Annotated in this window: 14 protein-coding genes, 1 other RNA gene and 2 pseudogenes; 6 read left to right on the top strand and 11 right to left on the bottom strand. The window is 44.9% G+C overall.

Features of this window, described 5'->3' with window-relative positions; genetic code table 11:
• Positions 1-218: 218 nt before the first annotated feature.
• Together xylB and xylA are read right to left on the bottom strand one after the other, a co-directional pair.
• A complete protein-coding gene (gene xylB / locus QOS03_RS06330) occupies positions 219-1,724 on the bottom strand; it encodes a xylulokinase (RefSeq protein ID WP_169461216.1) in 1,506 nt (501 codons plus the stop codon).
• Positions 1,725-1,807: 83 nt separating this feature from the next.
• The gene (gene xylA, locus QOS03_RS06325) at positions 1,808-3,157 is read right to left on the bottom strand and encodes a xylose isomerase (protein ID WP_283575760.1); all 1,350 of its coding nucleotides are present in this window, start codon (positions 3,155-3,157) and stop codon (positions 1,808-1,810) included.
• A 379-nt stretch (positions 3,158-3,536) separates the two neighbouring features.
• Between xylA and QOS03_RS06320 the strand changes: the two genes are divergently transcribed.
• The 3 genes from QOS03_RS06320 (at position 3,537) to aroB (ending at position 7,447) form a co-directional block, all read left to right on the top strand.
• Positions 3,537-4,889, top strand: a complete 1,353-nt coding sequence (locus QOS03_RS06320; RefSeq protein ID WP_283575759.1) for a sugar porter family MFS transporter — start codon at positions 3,537-3,539, stop codon at positions 4,887-4,889.
• 476 nt (positions 4,890-5,365) lie between these two features.
• Positions 5,366-6,361, top strand: a complete 996-nt coding sequence (gene aroF, locus QOS03_RS06315) for a 3-deoxy-7-phosphoheptulonate synthase (RefSeq protein ID WP_283575758.1) — start codon at positions 5,366-5,368, stop codon at positions 6,359-6,361.
• Between the two features lie 15 nt (positions 6,362-6,376).
• Positions 6,377-7,447, top strand: a complete 1,071-nt coding sequence (aroB, locus tag QOS03_RS06310; protein WP_283575757.1) for a 3-dehydroquinate synthase — start codon at positions 6,377-6,379, stop codon at positions 7,445-7,447.
• Positions 7,448-7,539: 92 nt separating this feature from the next.
• Here aroB and QOS03_RS06305 read toward each other — a convergent pair whose 3' ends face one another.
• From QOS03_RS06305 to QOS03_RS06285, 4 genes and pseudogenes are all read right to left on the bottom strand, one after another.
• A complete protein-coding gene (locus QOS03_RS06305) occupies positions 7,540-8,712 on the bottom strand; it encodes an ROK family transcriptional regulator (RefSeq protein ID WP_283575756.1) in 1,173 nt (390 codons plus the stop codon).
• A gap of 135 nt (positions 8,713-8,847) precedes the next feature.
• Entirely contained in the window at positions 8,848-9,708 is an 861-nt protein-coding gene (locus tag QOS03_RS06300) for a GRP family sugar transporter (protein WP_283575755.1), read from the bottom strand.
• A 220-nt stretch (positions 9,709-9,928) separates the two neighbouring features.
• Positions 9,929-11,457: pseudogene (locus tag QOS03_RS06295) on the bottom strand (ATP-binding protein).
• Complete coding sequence (locus QOS03_RS06285; protein ID WP_169461223.1) at positions 11,454-12,176, bottom strand: response regulator transcription factor; 723 nt, start codon at positions 12,174-12,176, stop codon at positions 11,454-11,456. Before QOS03_RS06285 ends, QOS03_RS06295 begins: the two are co-directional and overlap by 4 nt.
• 191 nt (positions 12,177-12,367) lie before the next feature.
• On the opposite strand from QOS03_RS06285, the gene ssrA reads away from it, so the two are divergent.
• Positions 12,368-12,743: a transfer-messenger RNA gene (ssrA, locus tag QOS03_RS06280) on the top strand.
• Positions 12,744-12,935: 192 nt separating this feature from the next.
• On the opposite strand, the gene QOS03_RS06275 is transcribed toward ssrA, so the two are convergent.
• The 4 genes from QOS03_RS06275 to QOS03_RS06260 form a co-directional block, all read right to left on the bottom strand.
• Positions 12,936-13,370, bottom strand: coding sequence for an Rrf2 family transcriptional regulator (locus QOS03_RS06275; RefSeq protein ID WP_169461224.1), 435 nt, complete (start codon positions 13,368-13,370; stop codon positions 12,936-12,938).
• A gap of 68 nt (positions 13,371-13,438) precedes the next feature.
• Complete coding sequence (locus QOS03_RS06270) at positions 13,439-14,074, bottom strand: NAD(P)-dependent oxidoreductase (protein ID WP_283575752.1); 636 nt, start codon at positions 14,072-14,074, stop codon at positions 13,439-13,441.
• A 136-nt stretch (positions 14,075-14,210) separates the two neighbouring features.
• Positions 14,211-14,756, bottom strand: coding sequence for a L,D-transpeptidase (locus QOS03_RS06265; protein WP_408612079.1), 546 nt, complete (start codon positions 14,754-14,756; stop codon positions 14,211-14,213).
• Positions 14,757-15,339: 583 nt separating this feature from the next.
• On the bottom strand, positions 15,340-15,810 hold the full coding sequence (locus tag QOS03_RS06260) for a hypothetical protein (protein ID WP_283575751.1): 471 nt from the start codon (positions 15,808-15,810) through the stop codon (positions 15,340-15,342).
• A 338-nt stretch (positions 15,811-16,148) separates the two neighbouring features.
• Between QOS03_RS06260 and QOS03_RS06255 the strand changes: the two genes are divergently transcribed.
• Both QOS03_RS06255 and yjeM read left to right on the top strand, forming a co-directional pair.
• Entirely contained in the window at positions 16,149-17,363 is a 1,215-nt protein-coding gene (locus QOS03_RS06255; protein ID WP_283575750.1) for a D-alanyl-D-alanine carboxypeptidase family protein, read from the top strand.
• A 147-nt stretch (positions 17,364-17,510) separates the two neighbouring features.
• Positions 17,511-19,025, top strand: a pseudogene (gene yjeM, locus QOS03_RS06250) (glutamate/gamma-aminobutyrate family transporter YjeM).
• 81 nt (positions 19,026-19,106) lie between these two features.
• On the opposite strand, the gene QOS03_RS06245 reads toward yjeM, so the two are convergent.
• Positions 19,107-20,066 carry a hypothetical protein gene (locus QOS03_RS06245; RefSeq protein WP_283575749.1) on the bottom strand — a complete coding sequence of 320 codons (960 nt, stop codon included), beginning with the start codon at positions 20,064-20,066 and terminating at the stop codon, positions 19,107-19,109.
• Positions 20,067-20,077: the final 11 nt, after the last annotated feature.

Here is a 20,077-nt window from a genome sequence, read left to right as displayed (position 1 = left end):
GCGAACTCCAATTGAGATCTTCTTGCTTAATCTGCGTCATTAAATTTGTTCAAGTTATTTATTGCAATCTGCCTTATATATAATAGAAGAAAAAATTTCAAATACATAAAAGCGTCATGCAGAAATGCCTTAGTGGCAGTCTGCATGACGCTTTTTAATGATGCAAATGAGTTTTTAACCTGTTAATTGATAAAATAATCAGAAATTAAACTGCCCAACTATTCTTCACGACGGAAGCTCAATAGAGAGTGGCACAAGTCTTTAGTCTGACCGTAAACTTGATGATAGATTGCGTACAATTCATCATACTTGGCAACATTGGCCGGCTTTGGCAGATATTCCTTACCAAAGTGAACGAATTCTTTAGCACAGTCCTGCAAAGAATCAAACCAACCCAGACCAACTGCCGCAATCATGGCTGCCCCTAATCCCGGTCCTTGTTCATTGGTCAAGGCAACAACCTTCTTGTTAAAGATGTCGGCCTGCATCTGAAGCCAAAAGTCGCTCTTGGCCCCACCACCAATGGCTACCACCGTATCGAATTCCTGACCGTTTTGATCATAGATATTTAAAATATCACGGAAACTGAAGGTGATCCCTTCCATCACGGCCCGACAGAAGTCATAGCGATCCTGCATACTGTCAACGCCAATAAAGCTGCCTCGAATATCAGCATCAGCATATGGCGTCCGCTCACCAACTACGTAAGGCGTAAAGATCAGACCATTGGCACCCAGTGGCCGCTTGGAGGCTTTTTCAACCATCGTCGAGAAGTCCTCGTCTGGATCAAACTTATGCTTAAACCAGTTTAGCGAGTGACCGGCTGCCAGCGTAACACCCATTGAGTAGTAGGTGTCTGGGATTGCGTGACATTCGTATTGAATCTGGCCATGGTAATTAACGTTGGCATTTTCTTCATATTTAAGCACAACGCCCGAAGTCCCAATTGAAGACATTACCATATTTGGATGCAGGATGCCGGCACCAACCGCACCACAGGCATTGTCACCGCCACCACCATAGATTTTGGTGTCCGTTGAAAGGCCTGAGAACATGGCATAGCTAGCCGAAACGTTGCCCGCATAGTCAACCGACTTCATCAAAGGTGGACACATGCTCATCGGAATATCAAAGGCATCACAGATTTCCTGGCTCCATTGACCTTCCTTGATGTCTAACAGCACCGTCCCCGTGGCATCCGAATAATCCATCCCCAGGTTACCCGTCATGCAGAAGCGAACGTAGTCTTTTGGCAACAGAAACGTTTTGGCCTTAGCCCAGATCTCCGGTTCATTCTCCTTGACCCAAAGCAGCTTAGGCAACGTGAAACCTTCCAGTGGCTTGTTGCCAGTAATATCGATGAAGCGATCGCCCATCTTATCCATGATTTCTTGACACTGCTTGGTCGTGCGCGTGTCGTTCCATAAAATAGCTGGCCGCAACACCTGATTATTTTCATCAAGCAGCACCAGGCCATGCATCTGACCAGAGAAGGAAATTCCTTTGATCTCTTCTTTTTTAAGACCATCTTTTAAGATCATCCGGTCAATGCCAATCGTCGTACCATACAGCCAGTCTTGTGGGTTCTGCTCACTGTAGCCTGGCTTAGGCTGACTCAGTGGATAGTCGTAGCTTTGCTGAGCGGCGATCTTGCCTGAGCGATCCATTGCCGAAACCTTAACGGCACTGGTCCCCAAGTCGACCCCAATTACGTATTCATTCATAGTCTTTCCTCCAAGAAAAAAGGATCCGCAGCCATCTGCGGCGATGCGAATCCTTTCTATTATATTGTTAGAGTTTCAAGTGATTATTTAGCCAGCGTTTCGATCATGAAGTGGTTGATCGTGTCCTTAACCTGTTCAAGGTGGTCAGATTGCGTAGCTGCACGCAGTTCGCTTTGTGGCGTGTCCAGAACGGTTGGTTCGATAGACTTGAAGTCTTCCTTGCCTTCTTCGATGGACTTGCCCAGACCTTCGTCCCATGATGCGTAACGATCCTTGAGTACCTTGTCCAGGTAGCCGTCTTCCTTTAGGGCAGCGGCAACGCGCAGGCCGGCAGCAAACGTGTCCATACCAACAATGTGGCTGTAGAACAGATCTTCTGGCTTCCAAGAAGTACGACGTGGCTTGGCGTCGAAGTTCAGACCACCGTGAGGGCCAATTTGACCTTCTTCAACGACTTCGTACATTGCAGCCGTTGTTTCGTACAGATTGGATGGGAATTCGTCGATGTCCCAACCGATCAGCTTGTCACCTTGGTTGGCGTCCAGTGAACCCAACATGCCGGCTTCACGTGCAACGCGAATTTCGTGTTGGTAAGTGTGACCAGCCAGGTTAGCGTGGTTGCCTTCCAGGTTCAGCTTGAAGTCCTTGTCCAGGCCGTATTCCTTCATAAAGTTCAGCGTCGTAGCAGCGTCGAAGTCGTATTGGTGCGTAGTTGGTTCCTTTGGCTTAGGTTCCAGCAGCATTTGAGCATCAAAGCCGATTTCGTTTGCGTAGTCCTTAGCCATGTGGAAGAACTTGGCAATGTGCGATTGTTCACGCTTCATTTCAGTGTTCCAGAGTGATTCGTAACCTTCACGGCCACCCCAGAAGACGTAGTTCTCAGCGCCAACCCGCTTACCAACTTCCAGACTGTGCTTCAGTTGAGCACAAGCATAAGCGTAGATCTTAGCAGATGGAGCAGTACCGGCACCAGCCAAGAAACGAGGGTTCGTGAACAGGTTGGACGTGTTCCACAGAACCTTCATGCCAGTCGTCTTTTGGTACTCAACAATCTTGTCAACGATCTTGTCCAGGTTCTTGTTGGTTTCACGCAGGGTGTCGCCTTCTGGAGCCAGGTCGCGGTCGTGGAAGCAGAAGTAGTCAACGCCAAGCTTGTTGTAGAATTCAAAGGCGTAGTCAACCTTTGCCAAAGCGTTGTCCATTGGGTCAGTGTACTTGTCGTATGGACGAACGGCCGTACCATCACCAAATGGGTCAACCAGGCGTTGGTCAAACGTGTGCCAGTAAGCAACTGAGAACCGCAGCCAATCCTTCATCTTCTTGCCCAGGATAACTTCTTCTGGGTTGTAGTATTGGAATGCCAGGCGTGAGTTCAAGCCTTTGTGTGGACCTTCATACTTAACTTTGTCAATACCTTGCCATAAATCACTCATAATATGGGCCTCCTGAAATTTATTAGTTTAAATAAACAACTAACTTACGGTTTTTAATATAGACCATTAAGCTATTTTTGTAAACCCTTTCTAGCAAAAAAATTGAAATTTTTGCATTTTCAATTTGGTGCGTAATTCGATTCTTCGCTTACAAAATAGTAGAGAAAAATGCTCTCTCACAACCGCTTTTTAGCTAGGTTTCATCGAAAATAGCACTAAGCAGGCCGCCGATTTTGCCTTAATTGGTTTTTCTGGTATTTTTTTACTAAACATCTTGATTTTTGGATTGAAAGCGGTTATATTAATCTCGTAAGTTAGTTTTAATTTTTAACTAACTAAGCAATAGGAGTGTTTTTATAGTTAAGGAGTTGTAGTAATCATGCGCAAAGTATCTGCGGGCTTTATCTACTTTTTCGGGGCCCTCGGCGGTTTGCTCTTCGGTTACGATACCGGTGTTATTTCTGGGGCTATTCTGTTTATTCAAAAACAGATGCATCTGGGAACTTGGGAACAAGGCTGGATCGTTTCCGCGGTACTGCTGGGTGCCATCTTAGGTTCATTGTTTATCGGACCATCTTCTGACAAGTATGGTCGTCGCAAATTACTATTATTGTCATCGATTATCTTCTTTGTCGGTGCGCTTGGTTCCGGATTCTCACAAGGCTTTTGGTCATTGCTTTGCTTCCGGATTGTCTTAGGGCTGGCCGTTGGTGCCTCATCTTCAATGGTACCAACCTACCTGGCCGAACTTTCTCCAGCCGACAAGCGGGGCATGGTTTCCAGTATGTTCCAATTGATGGTTATGACTGGTATTCTGGTTGCCTACATCACAAACTGGTCATTTGAAAACATGTACACTGGTTGGCGTTGGATGCTTGGCTTTGCAGCTATTCCTGCTGCCATTATGTTCTTCGGTGCCCTTTACCTACCAGAATCCCCTCGTTATCTGGTTAAGATTGGTCGTGAAAACGATGCACGAACCATTTTGATGAACATGAACCACAATGATAAAGGCATCGTTGATAAGGACATGTCTCAAATCGAACAACAAGTTCACATGAAGAATGGTGGCTTAAAGGAACTGTTTGGCCCAATGGTGCGTCCAGCTTTAGTTGCGGCAATCGGTCTGGCTGTCTTCCAGCAAGTCATGGGCTGCAACACGGTGCTTTACTATGCCCCAACTATCTTTACTGACGTTGGTTTCGGTGTTAACGCTGCGCTGCTGGCTCACATTGGGATTGGTACCTTTAACGTCATCGTCACGGCATTTGCCCTCTCAATCATGGATAAGGTTGATCGGAAAAAGATGCTGATCTATGGTGGTCTTGGCATGGGAATCTCACTGTTTGTCATGAGTGCTGGGATGAAATTCTCCGGCGGTTCAAAAGCAGCTGCGGTTATCTGTGTTCTTGCCATGACCATTTACATTGCCTTCTTCTCAGGTACTTGGGGTCCAGTTATGTGGGTTATGTTTGGTGAAATGTTCCCACTTAACATTCGTGGTCTTGGGAACTCATTTGGTTCCGTGGTCAACTGGACTGCCAACCTGATCGTTTCGTTGACGTTCCCAACCCTGCTGGACTTCTTTGGTACGGGTAGTCTGTTTATCGGCTATGGCGTCCTCTGCTTCTTTGGTATCTGGTTCGTTCATACCAAGGTCTTCGAAACCCGCGGCAAGTCACTGGAAGACATCGAACAGACGCTGCGTGACCACGCTGGTTCCAAGAACTAATCCAGTCATTATTCAAAATCCCACTCAAATCTTAAATTTAAATCCGATCTTACTTGCTGAATCCTAACCCTCTCAATATCGATAGTAAGTAAATGGCCTGACAGTCCTCGCTGCCAGGCTTTTTTATTAATCATAAATTAAATTAAAATTAGAGTTGACTTAGAACTTCTCATAATGTATACTCAATCCAACCTTTTGAAATTAAAAGCACTAAAGGAGCAGCATTATGAAAATTACAAACGTACGATTTAGCTATTATTATCAATCACGCTAGCGCTGGCACGCATAGACGGTTGGCGCTGGGCTAACGGTCTATGCGATTGATAATAGTTTGTAATTACCGACTGCATGGCAGATCTTTTGTTAAGGCACTGTGTAGTCGGTCGCGCTCCAACCAGCATCGCTGCTGATCACGAACCCTCACGGTGGTTTAACATCGTGAGGGTTTTTGTATTAACGGATAAGGAGTGTTTTTTATGATTATCGTATTAAAAGCTGAACAAGCAGCCCCAACAATTGAAGCATTAAAGCAGCATTTTGGCAGTGATCATGATATCTTCGTTCATAATAATCGAATTGCCATTCAAAATATTACACCAGACGACCTGACTCCCACTGAACAAGCCGTAGCTGAAGAAATCATTACCAAGGTTCCAGCAGCCGTTCAAGCGTCACGCCTGTTTCATCCTGAAGACACCATTATTAAAACGCCTCATTCAACGATTGGCGGCGATAATTTTACCTTGATGGCCGGTCCCTGCTCAGTTGAATCAGCCGAACATGTCTTAAAAATGGCAAAAGTCGCTAAAAACGCTGGCGCAACCGTTCTGCGTGGTGGTGCCTTCAAGCCTCGCACCTCACCATACTCATTCCAGGGATTAGGCAAAGCAGGACTGATCGCCTTAAGAAAAGCCGCTGATCAGCTGGCATTAGATGTCGTAACCGAGGTTATGGATGTTGAACAGGTACCATTGGTCGAAAAATACACCGATATTTTTCAGATCGGGGCGCGCAACATGCAGAACTTCTCGCTGTTAAAAGCAGTTGGAAAAACCCGCACACCAGTCATGCTAAAGCGCGGCATGTCAGCAACGGTTGATGACGTTTTGAACGCTACGGAATACATTGCCGCTGGTGGCAACCATCAAATTATGATCGTTGAGCGTGGGATTCGAACGTTTGATAATAAATACACGCGCAATACCTTTGATGTTGGCGCCATTCCGGTCTTGCACAAACTGACTCACTACCCAGTCATTGCCGATCCAAGCCATGCCGCTGGTCATACTGAGTTTGTAACGCCATTGGCTTTGGCCGGGGTAGCAGCCGGTGCAGATGGCTTGATCGTTGAGATTCATGACGATCCGGCCCATGCCTTTTCCGACGGTGCTCAGGCATTACGTCCTAATGAATTTAACGAAATGGTAACCAAGGCTAATACGGTACATCAAGCTTTACAGTCAACCAAGTAAAAGAAGGGAATCCCAATGGAAAAAATTTCAGTCGCGCTGGTCAGTCATCAATATGACGTTTTAATTGAACCTGGCTTGTTGAAAACAGCTGGTGAACGGATTGCTCAAATCTGGTCACCGCGTAAGATTGCCCTGATCAGTGATGACAACGTGGCTCCGCTTTATCAAAAAGATTTGGCTGCCCAGCTGACTAATCAAGGCTTTGAAGTCCATTGTTATGACTTCCCGGCTGGTGAAGCCTCGAAATCATTAGCCCAGCTCCAGCGACTCAGCGAAAAACTGGCAAAAGCCAATTTCAATCGCGATGATGCGGTCATTGCTCTTGGCGGCGGCGTCACGGGCGATCTGGTTGGTTTTTTGGCGGCTACCTACATGCGCGGAATCTCATTGATTCAAATTCCGACATCGTTACTGGCTCAAGTTGACAGTTCGGTTGGTGGTAAAACTGCTGTTGATCTAGGAACAACCAAAAATATTATCGGTGCCTTTTATGAACCTGATCTGGTATTGATTGATCCGCAAACCTTAACAACCTTGCCTATCCGTGATCTGGTAGAAGGATATGGTGAAATCGTCAAAGCCGCGGCAATGGTTGGCAACGGTTTTTGGCGTCTAATTGAGCAGATCGATTCGCCTGCCGCTATCTTGAAACATGCTTTGGAACTGAGTAAATTCTCCATTCAGTTTAAAGCCGACATTGTCATGGCAGATGAAAAAGAAAGCAGCCAACGCCAGCTGCTTAATTTTGGTCATACCATTGGCCATGCTATTGAGGCCCTATCTGCCGGTGAATTGCGCCATGGTGAAGCGATCAGCATTGGTACGGTTGCCATCTGTCGTGCTTTTGAAGCGGCTGGTAAAACCGCACCCGGTACTACACAAAAAATCACAGCCAGACTGACAGCGGTCGGTTTGCCAATTACGTCACCATGGCTTGCTTCTAATCGGGTTTTAGAACTGATCAAACACGATAAGAAAAACCACAACGGCTATTTGAATCTGGTTTATGTTAAAGAAATTGGCGTACCCACCATCTTAAAGGTTCCCACCAACCAGATTGCCGCAACCCTACAGCTGCCTAGCTAACATAAAAATCGTCAGCTCCATTTTAGGAGTTGGCGATTTTTTGTGCGCTGCATTTCTTATCTAAAAAGCCCGTCCCATTAGATGAGCCTTACTTATTTGATATTTGAAACTGACTTAGGCCACTTTAACGTCAGCGAATATTGATCCATCTTCAAGAAACGATGAATGGCAATCGAGCTGGCACCCAAAAGCGAGGCCATTTCAGACCCCTTGATCATCCGAATCGGAATATCAACATGATGTACCTGCAGCCAGTCGCGAAGCTGTTGATACAGTTCTGGAATCTCGTCAAACAATGGCGAATCAAAGTATACTGCCTGAGGGCCATAGCCAACGACTGCATTATGGGCAGTCTTTTGCAGCTGCTGCATGGCCTGAGCAACAACTTTTTCGGTCGCCTCGTCATGCTGCCGATACAGTTCATACAGCTGCATTGGCGTCAGTTCCGCCAGCCCCTTTTCTTTGGCAATGCGGTTTAAGATGGCTTCTTCCGAACAAAGATCCTCAACCTTGACCAGCTCACCATTTTGGCCCACCACCAGGCTCCGACCGATTTCACCAGCCCGACCATGAAACCCTCGATACAGTTGATGGTTGGCAATGATGCCGGCACCAATCCCTTTATGAATACTGATCGTCAACAAGTCACGATAGTTTTCTCGATCGCCAAAATCGCGCTCAAAAATCGCCGCCAGGTTGGCTTCATTTTCCAAGATCGTGGGGACATTGAACTCATTTTCAAAATAGGCTGCCAGATCAATCCCGTTCGTATTCATAAACGGTGCATCAACGATTTGATTGTCATCAACGATCCCATGCACTGAAAAGCCGATTGCCAATAACCCATGACGCGTATCGTTGTTTTGTTCCATTTTCTGCAGTCGATCCTTCATCAGCTGCATGATGGTCAGCATGTCGCGATTGTTGAGCATTACCGCTTCATAGCTGATTACCTCGCCATTTATGTAGTTAAACATGATCCGCAGATGATTGGTTCCAACTTCAAAGCTGGCCACAAAGCCATATCGTTTATCCAGGCAGACCAGATTAGGCTTGCGACCCCCACGATTGGTCGATTCCCCCTGCCCCAGTTCTTCAATAAAGCCTTCATCATTTAATTCGTTATAGATTGCTGATACGGTTGATTTGTTGATATCCAGCTCACGAGAAATATCAACTCGTGTCGTCGTAGGATGATTAAACAGCTGCTGTAAAACCAGCTGCCGATTAGTCACCCGCACCAGACTACGACTGTCATTTTTCATGTGGCCACCTCTTTTAGTTAGTATAGATTTTAAACTATCTTTAGTTTAACCGTTTTAAGCCAAATTATAAACCATTCGTCAAATAAAAAAAGAGAAAAGCCATTCAGCTCTTCTCCTTAATTAATCTCAAATTCTTTAGGCAAATGCCGTTGCGATACTGCCGATCACGATCAGCACGATACCCCAGAAGGTAAACTTCGATTCACGAGGACTCTTGTGTTCATGCAGAACCAAAATCCCACCAAACGTTGCGATAATAACGTTCAATTGCGTGAAGACAAAGGCCACCGTAACCCCAATCATCCGCGCTGCGAAGATGTAGGCAAATGCCGCAATCCCCCATGAAATACCAGCCAGGATGTTGGTGTATTGTTCTTTTTGCGTAAAGGCCTTAGCATTGCCAGAAGCCAGATCATAGATGATGGCCCCCAGTAAGATCCCCAGCACCTCTGGCAAGAAGATCCCAACTGAATCCTCATGCGCCAAAATGGGCATCTTTGGAAATGACGAGTAGATCCAGTAACCAATCGTCGTTACCAACAGAAACAAAACATCCTTGGTCGTGACACTTTGACCATTGGAATGATCGGTAAATGAAGTCATCATAGCCCCGATGATAACAACGGCCAAGGCGATGAAACCAATCGTTAAAGCCCGTGCTGAATGCCATTCACCAAAAATTACCACCCCAATGATCGAATTACCGACCAATTGGAAAACCGTTGACAGCGGTACCGTATTGGAAACCCCAATTCGTTTGAATGAAACAAACTGACCAACCTGAGCCGTTGACCATAATGCCCCACAAAGCAGTGAGAACAAAAATGCTTTCATGCTAACCTGCGGATGAATAAGCAAAAAGGCAATCAAACCGACCAATGAGGCCCCAGCGCCAATCCCAAAAATCTGGTTGGCCTCTGATCCACCAACCTTACCGGTAATCAGCGGCATAAAGCCCCAGCCCAACGCTGGAATTAATGCAATAAGATAAGCCATAATCAAACCCTCTCTTAATAAAAATTTCGATAAAAATATTTAAAACTTTACGAGAAATAACTATACCTTAGTGCAATCGTTTTCACAAGTATTTACATTCAAAAAGTTAGTAAAACCATTAGTGGTATCGATATTCTAAAAGTGGTTAAGATTGATATTACAAACGGTTGCCTAAAAGTTGGTCTAAAATTGGAAAGGTTTGCAGATTTTATTTTAAAAACTACTTTTCAACTTGACCAGCCGTTTGCTGCTCGTCTGTAGTCTGCGGTGTGATCGTGTGAGGAGCATACTCACGATCAGGGAAGAACAGCGTAAAGGTCGTCCCTTTGCCCAATTTGCTTTGAACCTTGATCGTACCGCCATGCAGATCAACTAGATGATGCACGATTGCCAGCCCCAGTCCCGATTCGCCATACTGCGTATTCATCCGGGAACGATCAGCCTTATAGAAGCGTTCCCAGATTTTTTCTGTCTGCTCCTTGGTCATTCCAATCCCATTATCCTTAACTGCAAACTCGGCCCCTTTTGGCAATCGCCGACCAGCAATTTCGATCTTGTCATTTTTGGTAAATTGAATGGCATTTTGGATAATATTAAACATAATCTGCACAAATCGGTCATAGTCGGCATAAACACGTAGCACTTTAGGCATGTCAACAACCAGCTCATCATTTTGCAAGGCGGCTTTTTTATTCAGCTGCGCCCGCAGATTATCGATCACCGCCGTGGCATCAAAGACTTTACGATCCATTGAAATCTGATTGGTCCGGATCTTTTCGTAGTCCAGCGTGTCATTGACCAAACGAATCAGACGGCGCATGTCATTTTGCATCAATTGAATACTGTGCTTTTTATCTTCTTCTGGAATGGCATCATAGGCCAGCCCCTCCAAAAGGCCATTGATCGTCGTCAAAGGCGTCCGCATTTCATGAGCAGCATCGGCCATAAAGCGGCGCCGGTGTTCTTCTTGCTGACGAATCTCTTCTTGTGATGCCTGCAATGCATCAGCCATTTGATTAAAGTCGCGCCCCAGATCGTCCAGTTCATCTTTACCTGGCGTATCGATATGTACCTTATAGTTGCCGCGTGCAATCTGGTGCGTAGCCCGCCGCATCTTGCTGATTCGCTGCGTAGATGAGCGTGCCAATAAATAGCTGACCACCAGTGCCACCAGCATGGCAATTACAAACGTCGCCAACAGGTTGCTGATGATCTGATGACGACTCTGTTCAACCGTTGACACAAACGTTCCAATTGAAACTACGGCTACCAGCTTGCCTTGATAAAAGTATGGTCGCAAGATATCCGTCATTTTAGGATGGGGTCCAGGGCCTGATTTTTTTGTTTGTTTTTATCAGAAATGTTCAGCCGTGGACGATCCATCTTTTTTTGAATCGTCTTGCCTTCCTTTAGGGCTTGCCATTCTTTTTTAGTCAGTTTGGCTGTATAGCCGTTGCTGGCAAACATTTTCTTATGATCGGCACTATAGATGGCGAAGTGGACGTTTTGCCGCGCCAACAGACTGGCATTGCTTTTTAAGGATGCCGTTTTTAGCCCTTTAAACTGATGGGTTGTCTGGTCATATTTGATGGAATCTTGAATCAAGCTGTCGGCATCCTGCTGCAGCTCACGCCAAGTATTGGTATAAAGAGTCCGATTGGTGACGTTGACAAACGAGATGGTAACAATAATCAGCAGCGTACAGATAACGGCAAAAAAGCTCAGCATCTGTCGATAGAGCAGCTTCATTGATCTTCAACCTCGCTGTCATCAAATTTATAGCCAACGCCCCAGACCGTTTGAATAACCTGTGGACCAGCTTTTTCAATCTTTTGCCGCAGCTTTTTGATGTGGGCATCGACCGTTCGCTCATCGCCATAGTATTCATAGTTCCAGACCAGCTGTAGCAATTGTTCCCGAGTAAAGACCTGCTTAGGCTTGGAAGCCAGCGTCTTGAGCAGGTCAAACTCTTTTGGCGTCAGATTTTCGATCTGTTGATCATCCAAAAAGGCTTCCCGCGTCTTGGAATTTAATTTAAAGTGCGGTGTCTGCACATCAAAATCGCTGGCGATCTGCTGCGTATTGGCACTGAGCTGATTAAGCTGCGTCCGCCGATACAACGCCTTGATCCGTGCAATCAGAGCAATCGTACTGAACGGCTTGGTAACATATTCATCAGCCCCCATTTCAAGTCCCAGCACCTGATCGCTTTCTGAATCACGTGCCGTCAGCATGATGATTGGCACGGTTGGCGAAATTTTGCGCATTTCAGCCGCTACCTGCATGCCGTCCATCTTGGGCAGATTAAGATCCAGCAAGACAATGTCCCAGCCCGTTGGATCCTTTTTAAACATTTCAACGGCTTTAACGCCATCTTGCGCGTAGCCAGCCTCCCATTTTTCTTTTTTGAAGAACATTGCCATCATTTCGCATAAGGTTTGATTGTCCTCCACCATTAGAATCTTCATTATTTTCACCCCGTAATTTTATTAGCATAATTCTAGAAACATTATAAAGCATTGATCTACTACAATAGGAATAATTTGTGACCAAAGTGCGAAGCTTTTGATAAGTCGAGCCGAATTTAGCTGATTATTTAATGGAAGGCTGCGTGACACGTGCAATTAAAATGGGAATATGATAAGATTATGGTCGTAACGGGGATGTTTATGGATTCGACGGGTATAGTTCGAATTCCGGCTGCGTTTCGAAGGTTGCGACTTCGTAAAAACGCTCAGTTTCAAATTATAACTGCAAACAATAATTCAAACTCTTACGCATACGCTGCCTAACAAGTAAGCATGCGTAAATCCGGCTGGGCTCGTCCATGGTGCAGTACCGGGTTTTATCTAACAGTGGACTTACGCTTGTTGCTCCGGCTTGAAGCAGCAAGAAGAGCTCAATCAAGCTAGTCAATTGGGTTAGCCCTGATCAGCGGCGTTCCAATCGATGAAATTTAAATAGCTGAGATACGAACGTAGACGCCGAAATGGCGATATATTCGGACGCGGGTTCAAATCCCGCCATCTCCATTTGTGAATTTTAAGCGTTGATGGATAACCAGCCATAAAGGTTGATCTACCAACGTTTTTTTATTTCAGCAAGTAAAAAATTTTAATATTTCACAAGTAACTACGGTCAAAAATGTAGTCACAAAATGCAAAATGAATAAAAAAACCATCACCGATCATTTTGATCAGTGACGGTTTTTTTAATATTGGTAATGGTTATTTGGCATCAATGGCTTTAACAACGTCTTTTTCAACGTCGCCAACCGTCTGGCGCTTTAAGTCATCTTCAAAATTCCGCTGAATCTTGAGCAGCTTATCGCTCAGTGCCTGGTGAATATTGCGTCCCACTGGGCAGTTGAGATTAACGTGCTCATGAAAATTGAACAGCTCATCCTTATTTTTTTCCACGGCCAGATAGACATCATAAAACGTAATCTGATCCAAGGGCTTGAGCAGCTTGATACCGCCCGGACCCCGCTTGGTATCGATCAAACCGGCATGCTTGAGCTCCGACATCAAATTACGGATGATCACGGGATTGCTGCCGATACTGTCGGCCAAAGAAGCACTGTTGACTGTTTCTTGATCGCCAAAATAATCAATTGCCACCAGCATGTGAATGGCAATCGTAAACTTAGTTGAGATCTGCATTTAAACACTTCTTTTTTGTATTCTATAAAAATATTCTATTACAGATTTCGAGGAATTGCGAATCGGCTTTAGGCCTCAACTACTGAGATCCGTTGCTGAACATGATCGCCACTTTCGATCTCATCGATCATGGCAATGGCATAATCGGTATATGAGATTACGCTTTGCTGACGATCATTGAGCATGAATTCTTCGCCACCAAGCAGATACTTGCCAGTCTTTTGTCCATCAGCTTGAAAATCAGCTGCTGGTGAAACATAGGTCCATTTGGTATCCTTTGAGGCCCGCAGAACTGCCAGTGCTGCACCATGAGCAGCACTGACTGGCTTATAGCTGGCAGGAAAATCAGGCTGCAGTTCCAGCGTTGAGGTGTGCTCTGGATTCATGTACAGCGACCCAGCTCCACCAACGACCAAAAGCCGTGTGTCGGTTTCTTTTAACAGGTCCGCCAGATAAGCCGCCGCTTTAGAGATTACGTACAAATCAGTCAGGCGCCACGTTCCAACGGCATCAACGACTGCATCAAATTCCTGCAGATCGACCCTAGTCAGTTCAAAAATATCTTTTTGTACGTATTTAACCGCCTGGGTGTTATTTTCATGCCGGCCAAACGCAGTTACGTCAAAGCCGCGTGAAACAGCCTCACTGATGATTTCTTTGGCAACACGTCCATTGGCGGCAACCACGGCAATTTTTTTAGTCATTTGAGATTCCTCCATTTTTTTGTAATATATTTCATTACATTTTTGTTATTTATAATATATTATGTTATAAACTATTTGTCAATATGATTATTACAAAAAAGACCAGTCTCCGTTAAGAAACTGATCTTTGATGTTATTAATTATCGGCAATCACGACTTTAGTACCTTCCGGCAGATTCTGTTCCATCCATTTGGCATCCGGAACGGACAGCCGAATACAGCCATGCGAGCCGGTCGACTTACCCAGTTTGGCTGCTTCTTTTAGATTATAGGAGCCGTCTGCCTTGGTTGGTACCGAGTGGAACAGGTACTCACCATGATTGAGCCAGGAAACGTAGTAGTTGGCACCTTCACCCAGCTCTTGGTTAAAGAAGCTGTCACCTCGTTCAGCCTGTACGTAAAAGGTGCCAGTTGGCGTAGCGCTCTTCATTTTGCCGGTCTTGTCATCTTTTTGATAGACGCCACCAGAGCTGTACATGGTGTAGATAATCTTGGAGCCATCATAAAGGTAGGTCCGGTTGCCCTTTAAGCTGACCTTGACCCACAGATCCTTAACCTTGCTCCGATCAGGATACGGAATGGTTTCAGACGACTTTTGCCAATCAATCGGCGTGCGCATGTTGCTGTCTTCAGAACTGGAATCTTTAGCTGTGGCCTTGGACTTGGCAGTCGTAGAAACCATACTGCTGGTGGCCGAAGACCGGTTAAGATGACCATACATGTACCAGCCGCCTAAAACAATTACGATTAAACAAATCAACCAATAAATAGCGTGTTTTGATTTCAATTTTCTTTCTTCCTATTTTTATTGTAAGATTATAGCAAATTCAACGGATAGGGGGATTTGCATTGCAAACCAACTTAAAAATTGCCTATCTTTCGGTAATCTGATTTGCTGCTGCAGCTATTATTCTATCAAATTGGCACTGATAATGCTCGGGGGAAGCAAGATTGAATCACTTTTTTAAGAAAACTGTTGGCCACTATTAAAATGGGATCACCTGTCAACTGCAGACCATCCCATTTTTATTAGGTTTATTCTCGACCCGACAGTACGATTGCTTGAGCTGTCACACATAAAACGTCAGCAACCGCAATCAATAACAGGACTGTTCCAATCCCAAGATGAATCAACGGAATAAAAAAAGTCAATCCATCATATAAAAGCAACGGTAAAAACAATAAGATATTGCAAACAGCAAAATGCTTGGGCAAATCTGGCCGCTGCCATAGTTTTTTAAGCTGTCCATTTTTCCTTGCACCAATCAATAAATTATCATTTCAACGTGTTCTGGCAAATTGGCATTCAACCATTTAGCATCGCTTTTTGATAATAGAATCGTGTCATTTGTCTTGTTATTGTTTTGTGATCTAGCTTCAAAGTCCGCACTTTTGCCAATGTTCAACCAGTCAGATGATTTAACGCTATTGCCATTTGCATCATAATGATAAATCGAAGTTTCCCTTAGATCACCAACCGACACGCAACAATGTCGATCTGCCAAATTAAACCTGGCATTTAGGATGTAGATGATCTTTTGCCCACTTAAAATATAGACGCAATTTTGATTTGACATGGCAATCATCTTTAATGCTGGCTGACTCTTTAAGCCCGGGTGAAGACCAACTTCTGAAGCGCCATTGCCTTGCTGATTAAACAGTCGATTATTTTGAATGCGCCAATTACCTTTTAATTGTGACGGCAGTGGTCGCATTAACCCAATCAGATTGATCAATATCAGACCTGCCAAAATGATCAATGTACTGAAATGCAGCATTTGCTTGATTTCTCGATTTATTTTTTCTAAAAGTCACTCCCCATTTTAATCTGAAAATTCTGATTCTAATAAAATAATTTATATTAACTATGTTTAGATGATATATAATTACAGAGTTTCCCACAATATATACCTAGCTATTTTAGATAATCGTTCAACATGCTTTAAATTTCAAGTCTTCTAATTGCGTCCGCTTTTTGGTTACCCCACAAACAAATCTTAAACATTGTCTCGTTGACAGTGTGATAAAATGTCGCTGATATCTATTTTTGATCTGTCTACTAGGAGCTATTTTCATGAAAAAAATTATCACTGTTTTTCTGACATGTTGGCTAACGCTGCTGAGTTGGCTACCAATCGCCCATGCCGAAACGTTTTTAAACGTCAATCAACTGGATGCCTCAGCTGCCCTGGCAATCGATGCCAAAACCGGCCAGATTCTATATTCACAAAACATTAATCAGAAGTTACCAATTGCATCAATCAGCAAGCTTTTAACGGTCATGGTCATTGAAGATGAGATTAATAATCATCAACTGAGCTGGAACACTAAGATCAAGATCGATCAAAAAGTAGCGGCGATTGCCAATGACTCAGAATACTCAAACGTCAGCCTGACACAAGGACAATCCTATACCGTATCTGACCTGGTCAAAGCCGCTTTGATCAAGTCAGCTGACGGGGCTACCGTCGCCCTGGCTGGTGCTTTAGGCGACAGTACCGCTCAATTCAACCAAAAACTGCAAAAAAAGGCGCGCCAAATCGGTATCAAAGACGCAACCATCGTCAACAGTGTTGGTTTAACCAACAGTCAGCTAAAAGATCTGGCTGTCAAAAACATTGATGACAATGCCGAAAACATGATGTCAGCCAAAGACGTTGGCAAAATGGCAGCCTATTTGGTCAACCACTATCCTGATCTGCTCAAGATCGCCGGTCAGACCTCATTTGAAATGGACGGTCAAAGCTATACCAACATCAATAAAATGCTGACGGAATCCAAGTATCAGACCAACGGCGTGACGATCGATGGCTTAAAAACCGGAACCTCCGATGCGGCCGGTGCTTGTCTGGTCAGTACGGCTACCTTCCAAAACCGTCATATCGTAACGGTCGTACTGCATGCCAATGGTGACAGCACCGATGCGCGGTTTACGGCAACCCAAAAGCTGTATCAGTTGATCGTCAACAGCAGCTTAACGCCACAAAAGGTTGCTTTACCTAAGTCTTTTTATCAGCGCACCGTAGTCAAATTTCTGTTTTTTAAGCACCAGATCACATTGCGTCCGCGTTCGATTACCATCTGGGAGAATGCCAACGATGCTGCCAAGACATCCAGTCTCACCATCTATGATCATCTCTTAACCAAAACCAATCAAAACGGTCAGCTTAAAGCTCCAATCAAAAAAGGGCAGTCGCTGGGGTATTCATACGTCAAGGTTAAAGGCGTTCAATTTCTCAATAGTCACGGCCTCAAGCTGCATCTGTTCAGCCAGACCGCCGTCCAATAATCAAAAGGTCAGTGATCTTCACTGGCCTTTTAATTATGCCTGATGTTATCAAATCTCTTCATTATTAATTTTTATAAATTATTAACAAAAAAAGAGCGTATAATTTATACTAATTTACAAATGTTTATTGAGAGAAGGAATTCTAATATGGATTCACAGTCGTCAAGTACCAAGATCAAGCTTGGCGCACTGGTTTTGATGATTTTTTCATCGATTTTTGGCTTTAGCAATTCACTGACTGCGTTTTATCAGATGGGCTATGCCAGCATCATTTGGTATATCGTAACCGCAATCTTGTTCTTTTTGCCTTCTGCCTTGATGTTTGCCGAATACGGGGCTTCGTTTAAAGCGGCCAAGGGCGGCATCTTTTCCTGGCTAAGAGGCTCAATTGGCGAAAAGCCAGCCTTTATCGGGACCTTTATTTGGCTTGCCGCCTGGGTCATCTGGCTGGTTTCGTCAACCCAGTTTTTCTTAGTGTCGGTGTCAACCATGATTTCAGGTCATGATCAAACGCAGACCTGGCATCTGTTTAACTTGAGCGCCAATCAGACATTAGGGATCTTAGAAATTGTATTTTTATGCATCGTTACTTTAATTGCCTCTAAAGGGATTGATAAAATTGCCAAGATCTCTTCTTTTTGCGGCATCTTTACCTTGGGAATCTCAATCATTTTTATTCTGGCCAGTCTTTTGGTTTGGATCTTAGGGCATGGTCAGCTGGCTCAGCCAATGACAACTGCCAGTCTGATTCATTCACCCAATGCCGCGTTTGTCTCGCCAATTGCCGTGATTTCTTTTATCGTTTACGCTCTGTTTGCCTATGGCGGCTTGGAAACAATGGCTGGCGTGATTGATTCGGTCGATCAGCCTGAAAAGACCTTTCCACAGGCCATGATTATTGCGATGTTTTTAATGACCTTTATCTACATTGCCGTAATTTTTCTTTGTGGGGTCTGCACCAACTGGCAGGCCGTTTTGAGTGGCAAAAACGTTGATCTGGCAAATGTTGAATATGTTTTAATCAACAATATGGGACTGGTAACGGCCCAAAAACTGCGGCTGTCGCATGCCGTTGGGATCACTTTAGGAAAGGCCTTTACCGACGTACTGGGTGGTCTGGGAGGCGCGTTTGTTATGACCTACTCGCCGATCAAGTCGTTTATTGAAGGATGAGATCCGCGCCTTTTGCCTAAGAAGCTAACTGTAATGAACAAGCATGGCATGCCATCATTTGCCATGTGGATTCAAGTTGTGATCGTCTCAATCATCATCCTATTTATCTCGTTTGGTGGCGATGCAGCCGGTCGTTTCTATACTATTTTAACGGACATGATGAAAGTTTCTTCATCCGCACCGTATCTGTTTTTAGTTGGGGCCTTTCCGTTCTTTAAAATGAAGCATGATCTGGATCGACCATTCGTATTTTACAAAAATATGACGACAACCTGGATCGTATCAATCGTGGTCTGGCTAGTACTGGCAGTCGGCATCATCTTTACCTGCGTTGAGCCAATTTCGGAGCATGATTATGCCACCGCCTTTTGGACGGCAATCGGGCCCGTTGCGTTTGGCGTTGTGGCCTGGATTTATTATTCATGGGCTGAGCACAAACACATTTTAGATGATGAACCTGCTGTCTCAGCTGAAGAAAACGCTAACTAACGACATTTGACTCAGAGTAAAAATAGCGCTGTATCAAGCTTTGATGAGCTCGGTACAACGCTATTATTTATATTGGCTTAATTATTTAAGACTGGCAGCCATCTGAACCAAGGTATCAGTACTGTGCGCTTCCATGGTATAAACGACGTTGCCGCGCATCCAGGTCAAAACCTGAGGCCGCTCACCATCGCCAACGCTGACCTCAAACGTCCCCGTTCCGCGATCATCAGGAGCTGGCAGGTAGTACTGCTCCAACAGTGCGACGATATACTGAGCAGTTGGCAAAGGATCTTCACCATTGACCGCCGCGGCATGCACCGTCAATTGCCATTTGCCCTCTTTCCAGGTCAGATAGCGCTGCCCAGCCCCGGCATCGATCGTACCCTTGATGCCATGACCAAGATCAACCGTTGCAAGGCCGCTCGTATCAAGGTCATAGTTTCTGATTGCTTGTGCTGCTGCTGATTGGCTGGCATAGGTCTTCTTATTGAAAACCAAGTATGGAATCTGCGAGCTTAGGGTAGCATCATTCAGGCTCTTAGCTGTGTAGCCCACGCTGTAGTAGATCGTGTAGCTGTCCGCATTGCCCGAATAGCGAACGTTGAGGTGTCCATTGCTGGTTGACAGTCCCGACGTGGTTGGCAAAAGAACGTTTTTACCCAGTTTGGAGCGCATCGACTGGTTGAATGCCGTCAGCCGCTGCACATCGCTACCGGTTGGATTGACAGCACTGGACTTGGTCTGACCGGTTAAAGAGTTCGTCGTTGAGCCAGCTGCAGATGATGAAGCAGTAGAACTGGACTGGCTGGCTGATGATTGAGTTGAACTAGAAGACTGGGCAGTCGGAGATGAACTGATCGACTGTGATGACTGGCTGGCAGCTTGTTTGGCTGTCTTTTTGGCGTTCGAATGCTGTTTGGCGGTTTTAACGCTGCTGGAACTGGACGCATCTTTTTGACTGGACGTGGTTGAAGAACCGCACCCAGTTAAAAGCATGGCCAGGATTACTGCACCAGCCATTAAATTGAATTTCTGTTTCATTGGGCTTCCCT

Source organism: Limosilactobacillus pulli (assembly GCF_947381555.1).
In the GTDB taxonomy this organism is placed as follows: domain Bacteria; phylum Bacillota; class Bacilli; order Lactobacillales; family Lactobacillaceae; genus Limosilactobacillus; species Limosilactobacillus pulli.
The sequence above is the reverse complement of the archived record's forward strand: the minus strand, read 5'-3'. Positions and strand labels throughout refer to the sequence as shown.

Excerpts from the sequence above, each read along its gene's own strand:
- xylB (WP_169461216.1), bottom strand. The coding sequence starts at position 1,724 with ATGAATGAATACGTAATTGGGGTCGACTTGGGGACCAGTGCCGTTAAG.
- xylA (WP_283575760.1), bottom strand. The coding sequence starts at position 3,157 with ATGAGTGATTTATGGCAAGGTATTGACAAAGTTAAGTATGAAGGTCCA.
- QOS03_RS06320 (WP_283575759.1), top strand. The coding sequence starts at position 3,537 with ATGCGCAAAGTATCTGCGGGCTTTATCTACTTTTTCGGGGCCCTCGGC.
- aroF (WP_283575758.1), top strand. The coding sequence starts at position 5,366 with ATGATTATCGTATTAAAAGCTGAACAAGCAGCCCCAACAATTGAAGCA.
- aroB (WP_283575757.1), top strand. The coding sequence starts at position 6,377 with ATGGAAAAAATTTCAGTCGCGCTGGTCAGTCATCAATATGACGTTTTA.
- QOS03_RS06305 (WP_283575756.1), bottom strand. The coding sequence starts at position 8,712 with ATGAAAAATGACAGTCGTAGTCTGGTGCGGGTGACTAATCGGCAGCTG.
- QOS03_RS06300 (WP_283575755.1), bottom strand. The coding sequence starts at position 9,708 with ATGGCTTATCTTATTGCATTAATTCCAGCGTTGGGCTGGGGCTTTATG.
- QOS03_RS06285 (WP_169461223.1), bottom strand. The coding sequence starts at position 12,176 with ATGAAGATTCTAATGGTGGAGGACAATCAAACCTTATGCGAAATGATG.
- QOS03_RS06275 (WP_169461224.1), bottom strand. The coding sequence starts at position 13,370 with ATGCAGATCTCAACTAAGTTTACGATTGCCATTCACATGCTGGTGGCA.
- QOS03_RS06270 (WP_283575752.1), bottom strand. The coding sequence starts at position 14,074 with ATGACTAAAAAAATTGCCGTGGTTGCCGCCAATGGACGTGTTGCCAAA.
- QOS03_RS06265 (WP_408612079.1), bottom strand. The coding sequence starts at position 14,756 with ATGGTTTCTACGACTGCCAAGTCCAAGGCCACAGCTAAAGATTCCAGT.
- QOS03_RS06255 (WP_283575750.1), top strand. The coding sequence starts at position 16,149 with ATGAAAAAAATTATCACTGTTTTTCTGACATGTTGGCTAACGCTGCTG.
- QOS03_RS06245 (WP_283575749.1), bottom strand. The coding sequence starts at position 20,066 with ATGAAACAGAAATTCAATTTAATGGCTGGTGCAGTAATCCTGGCCATG.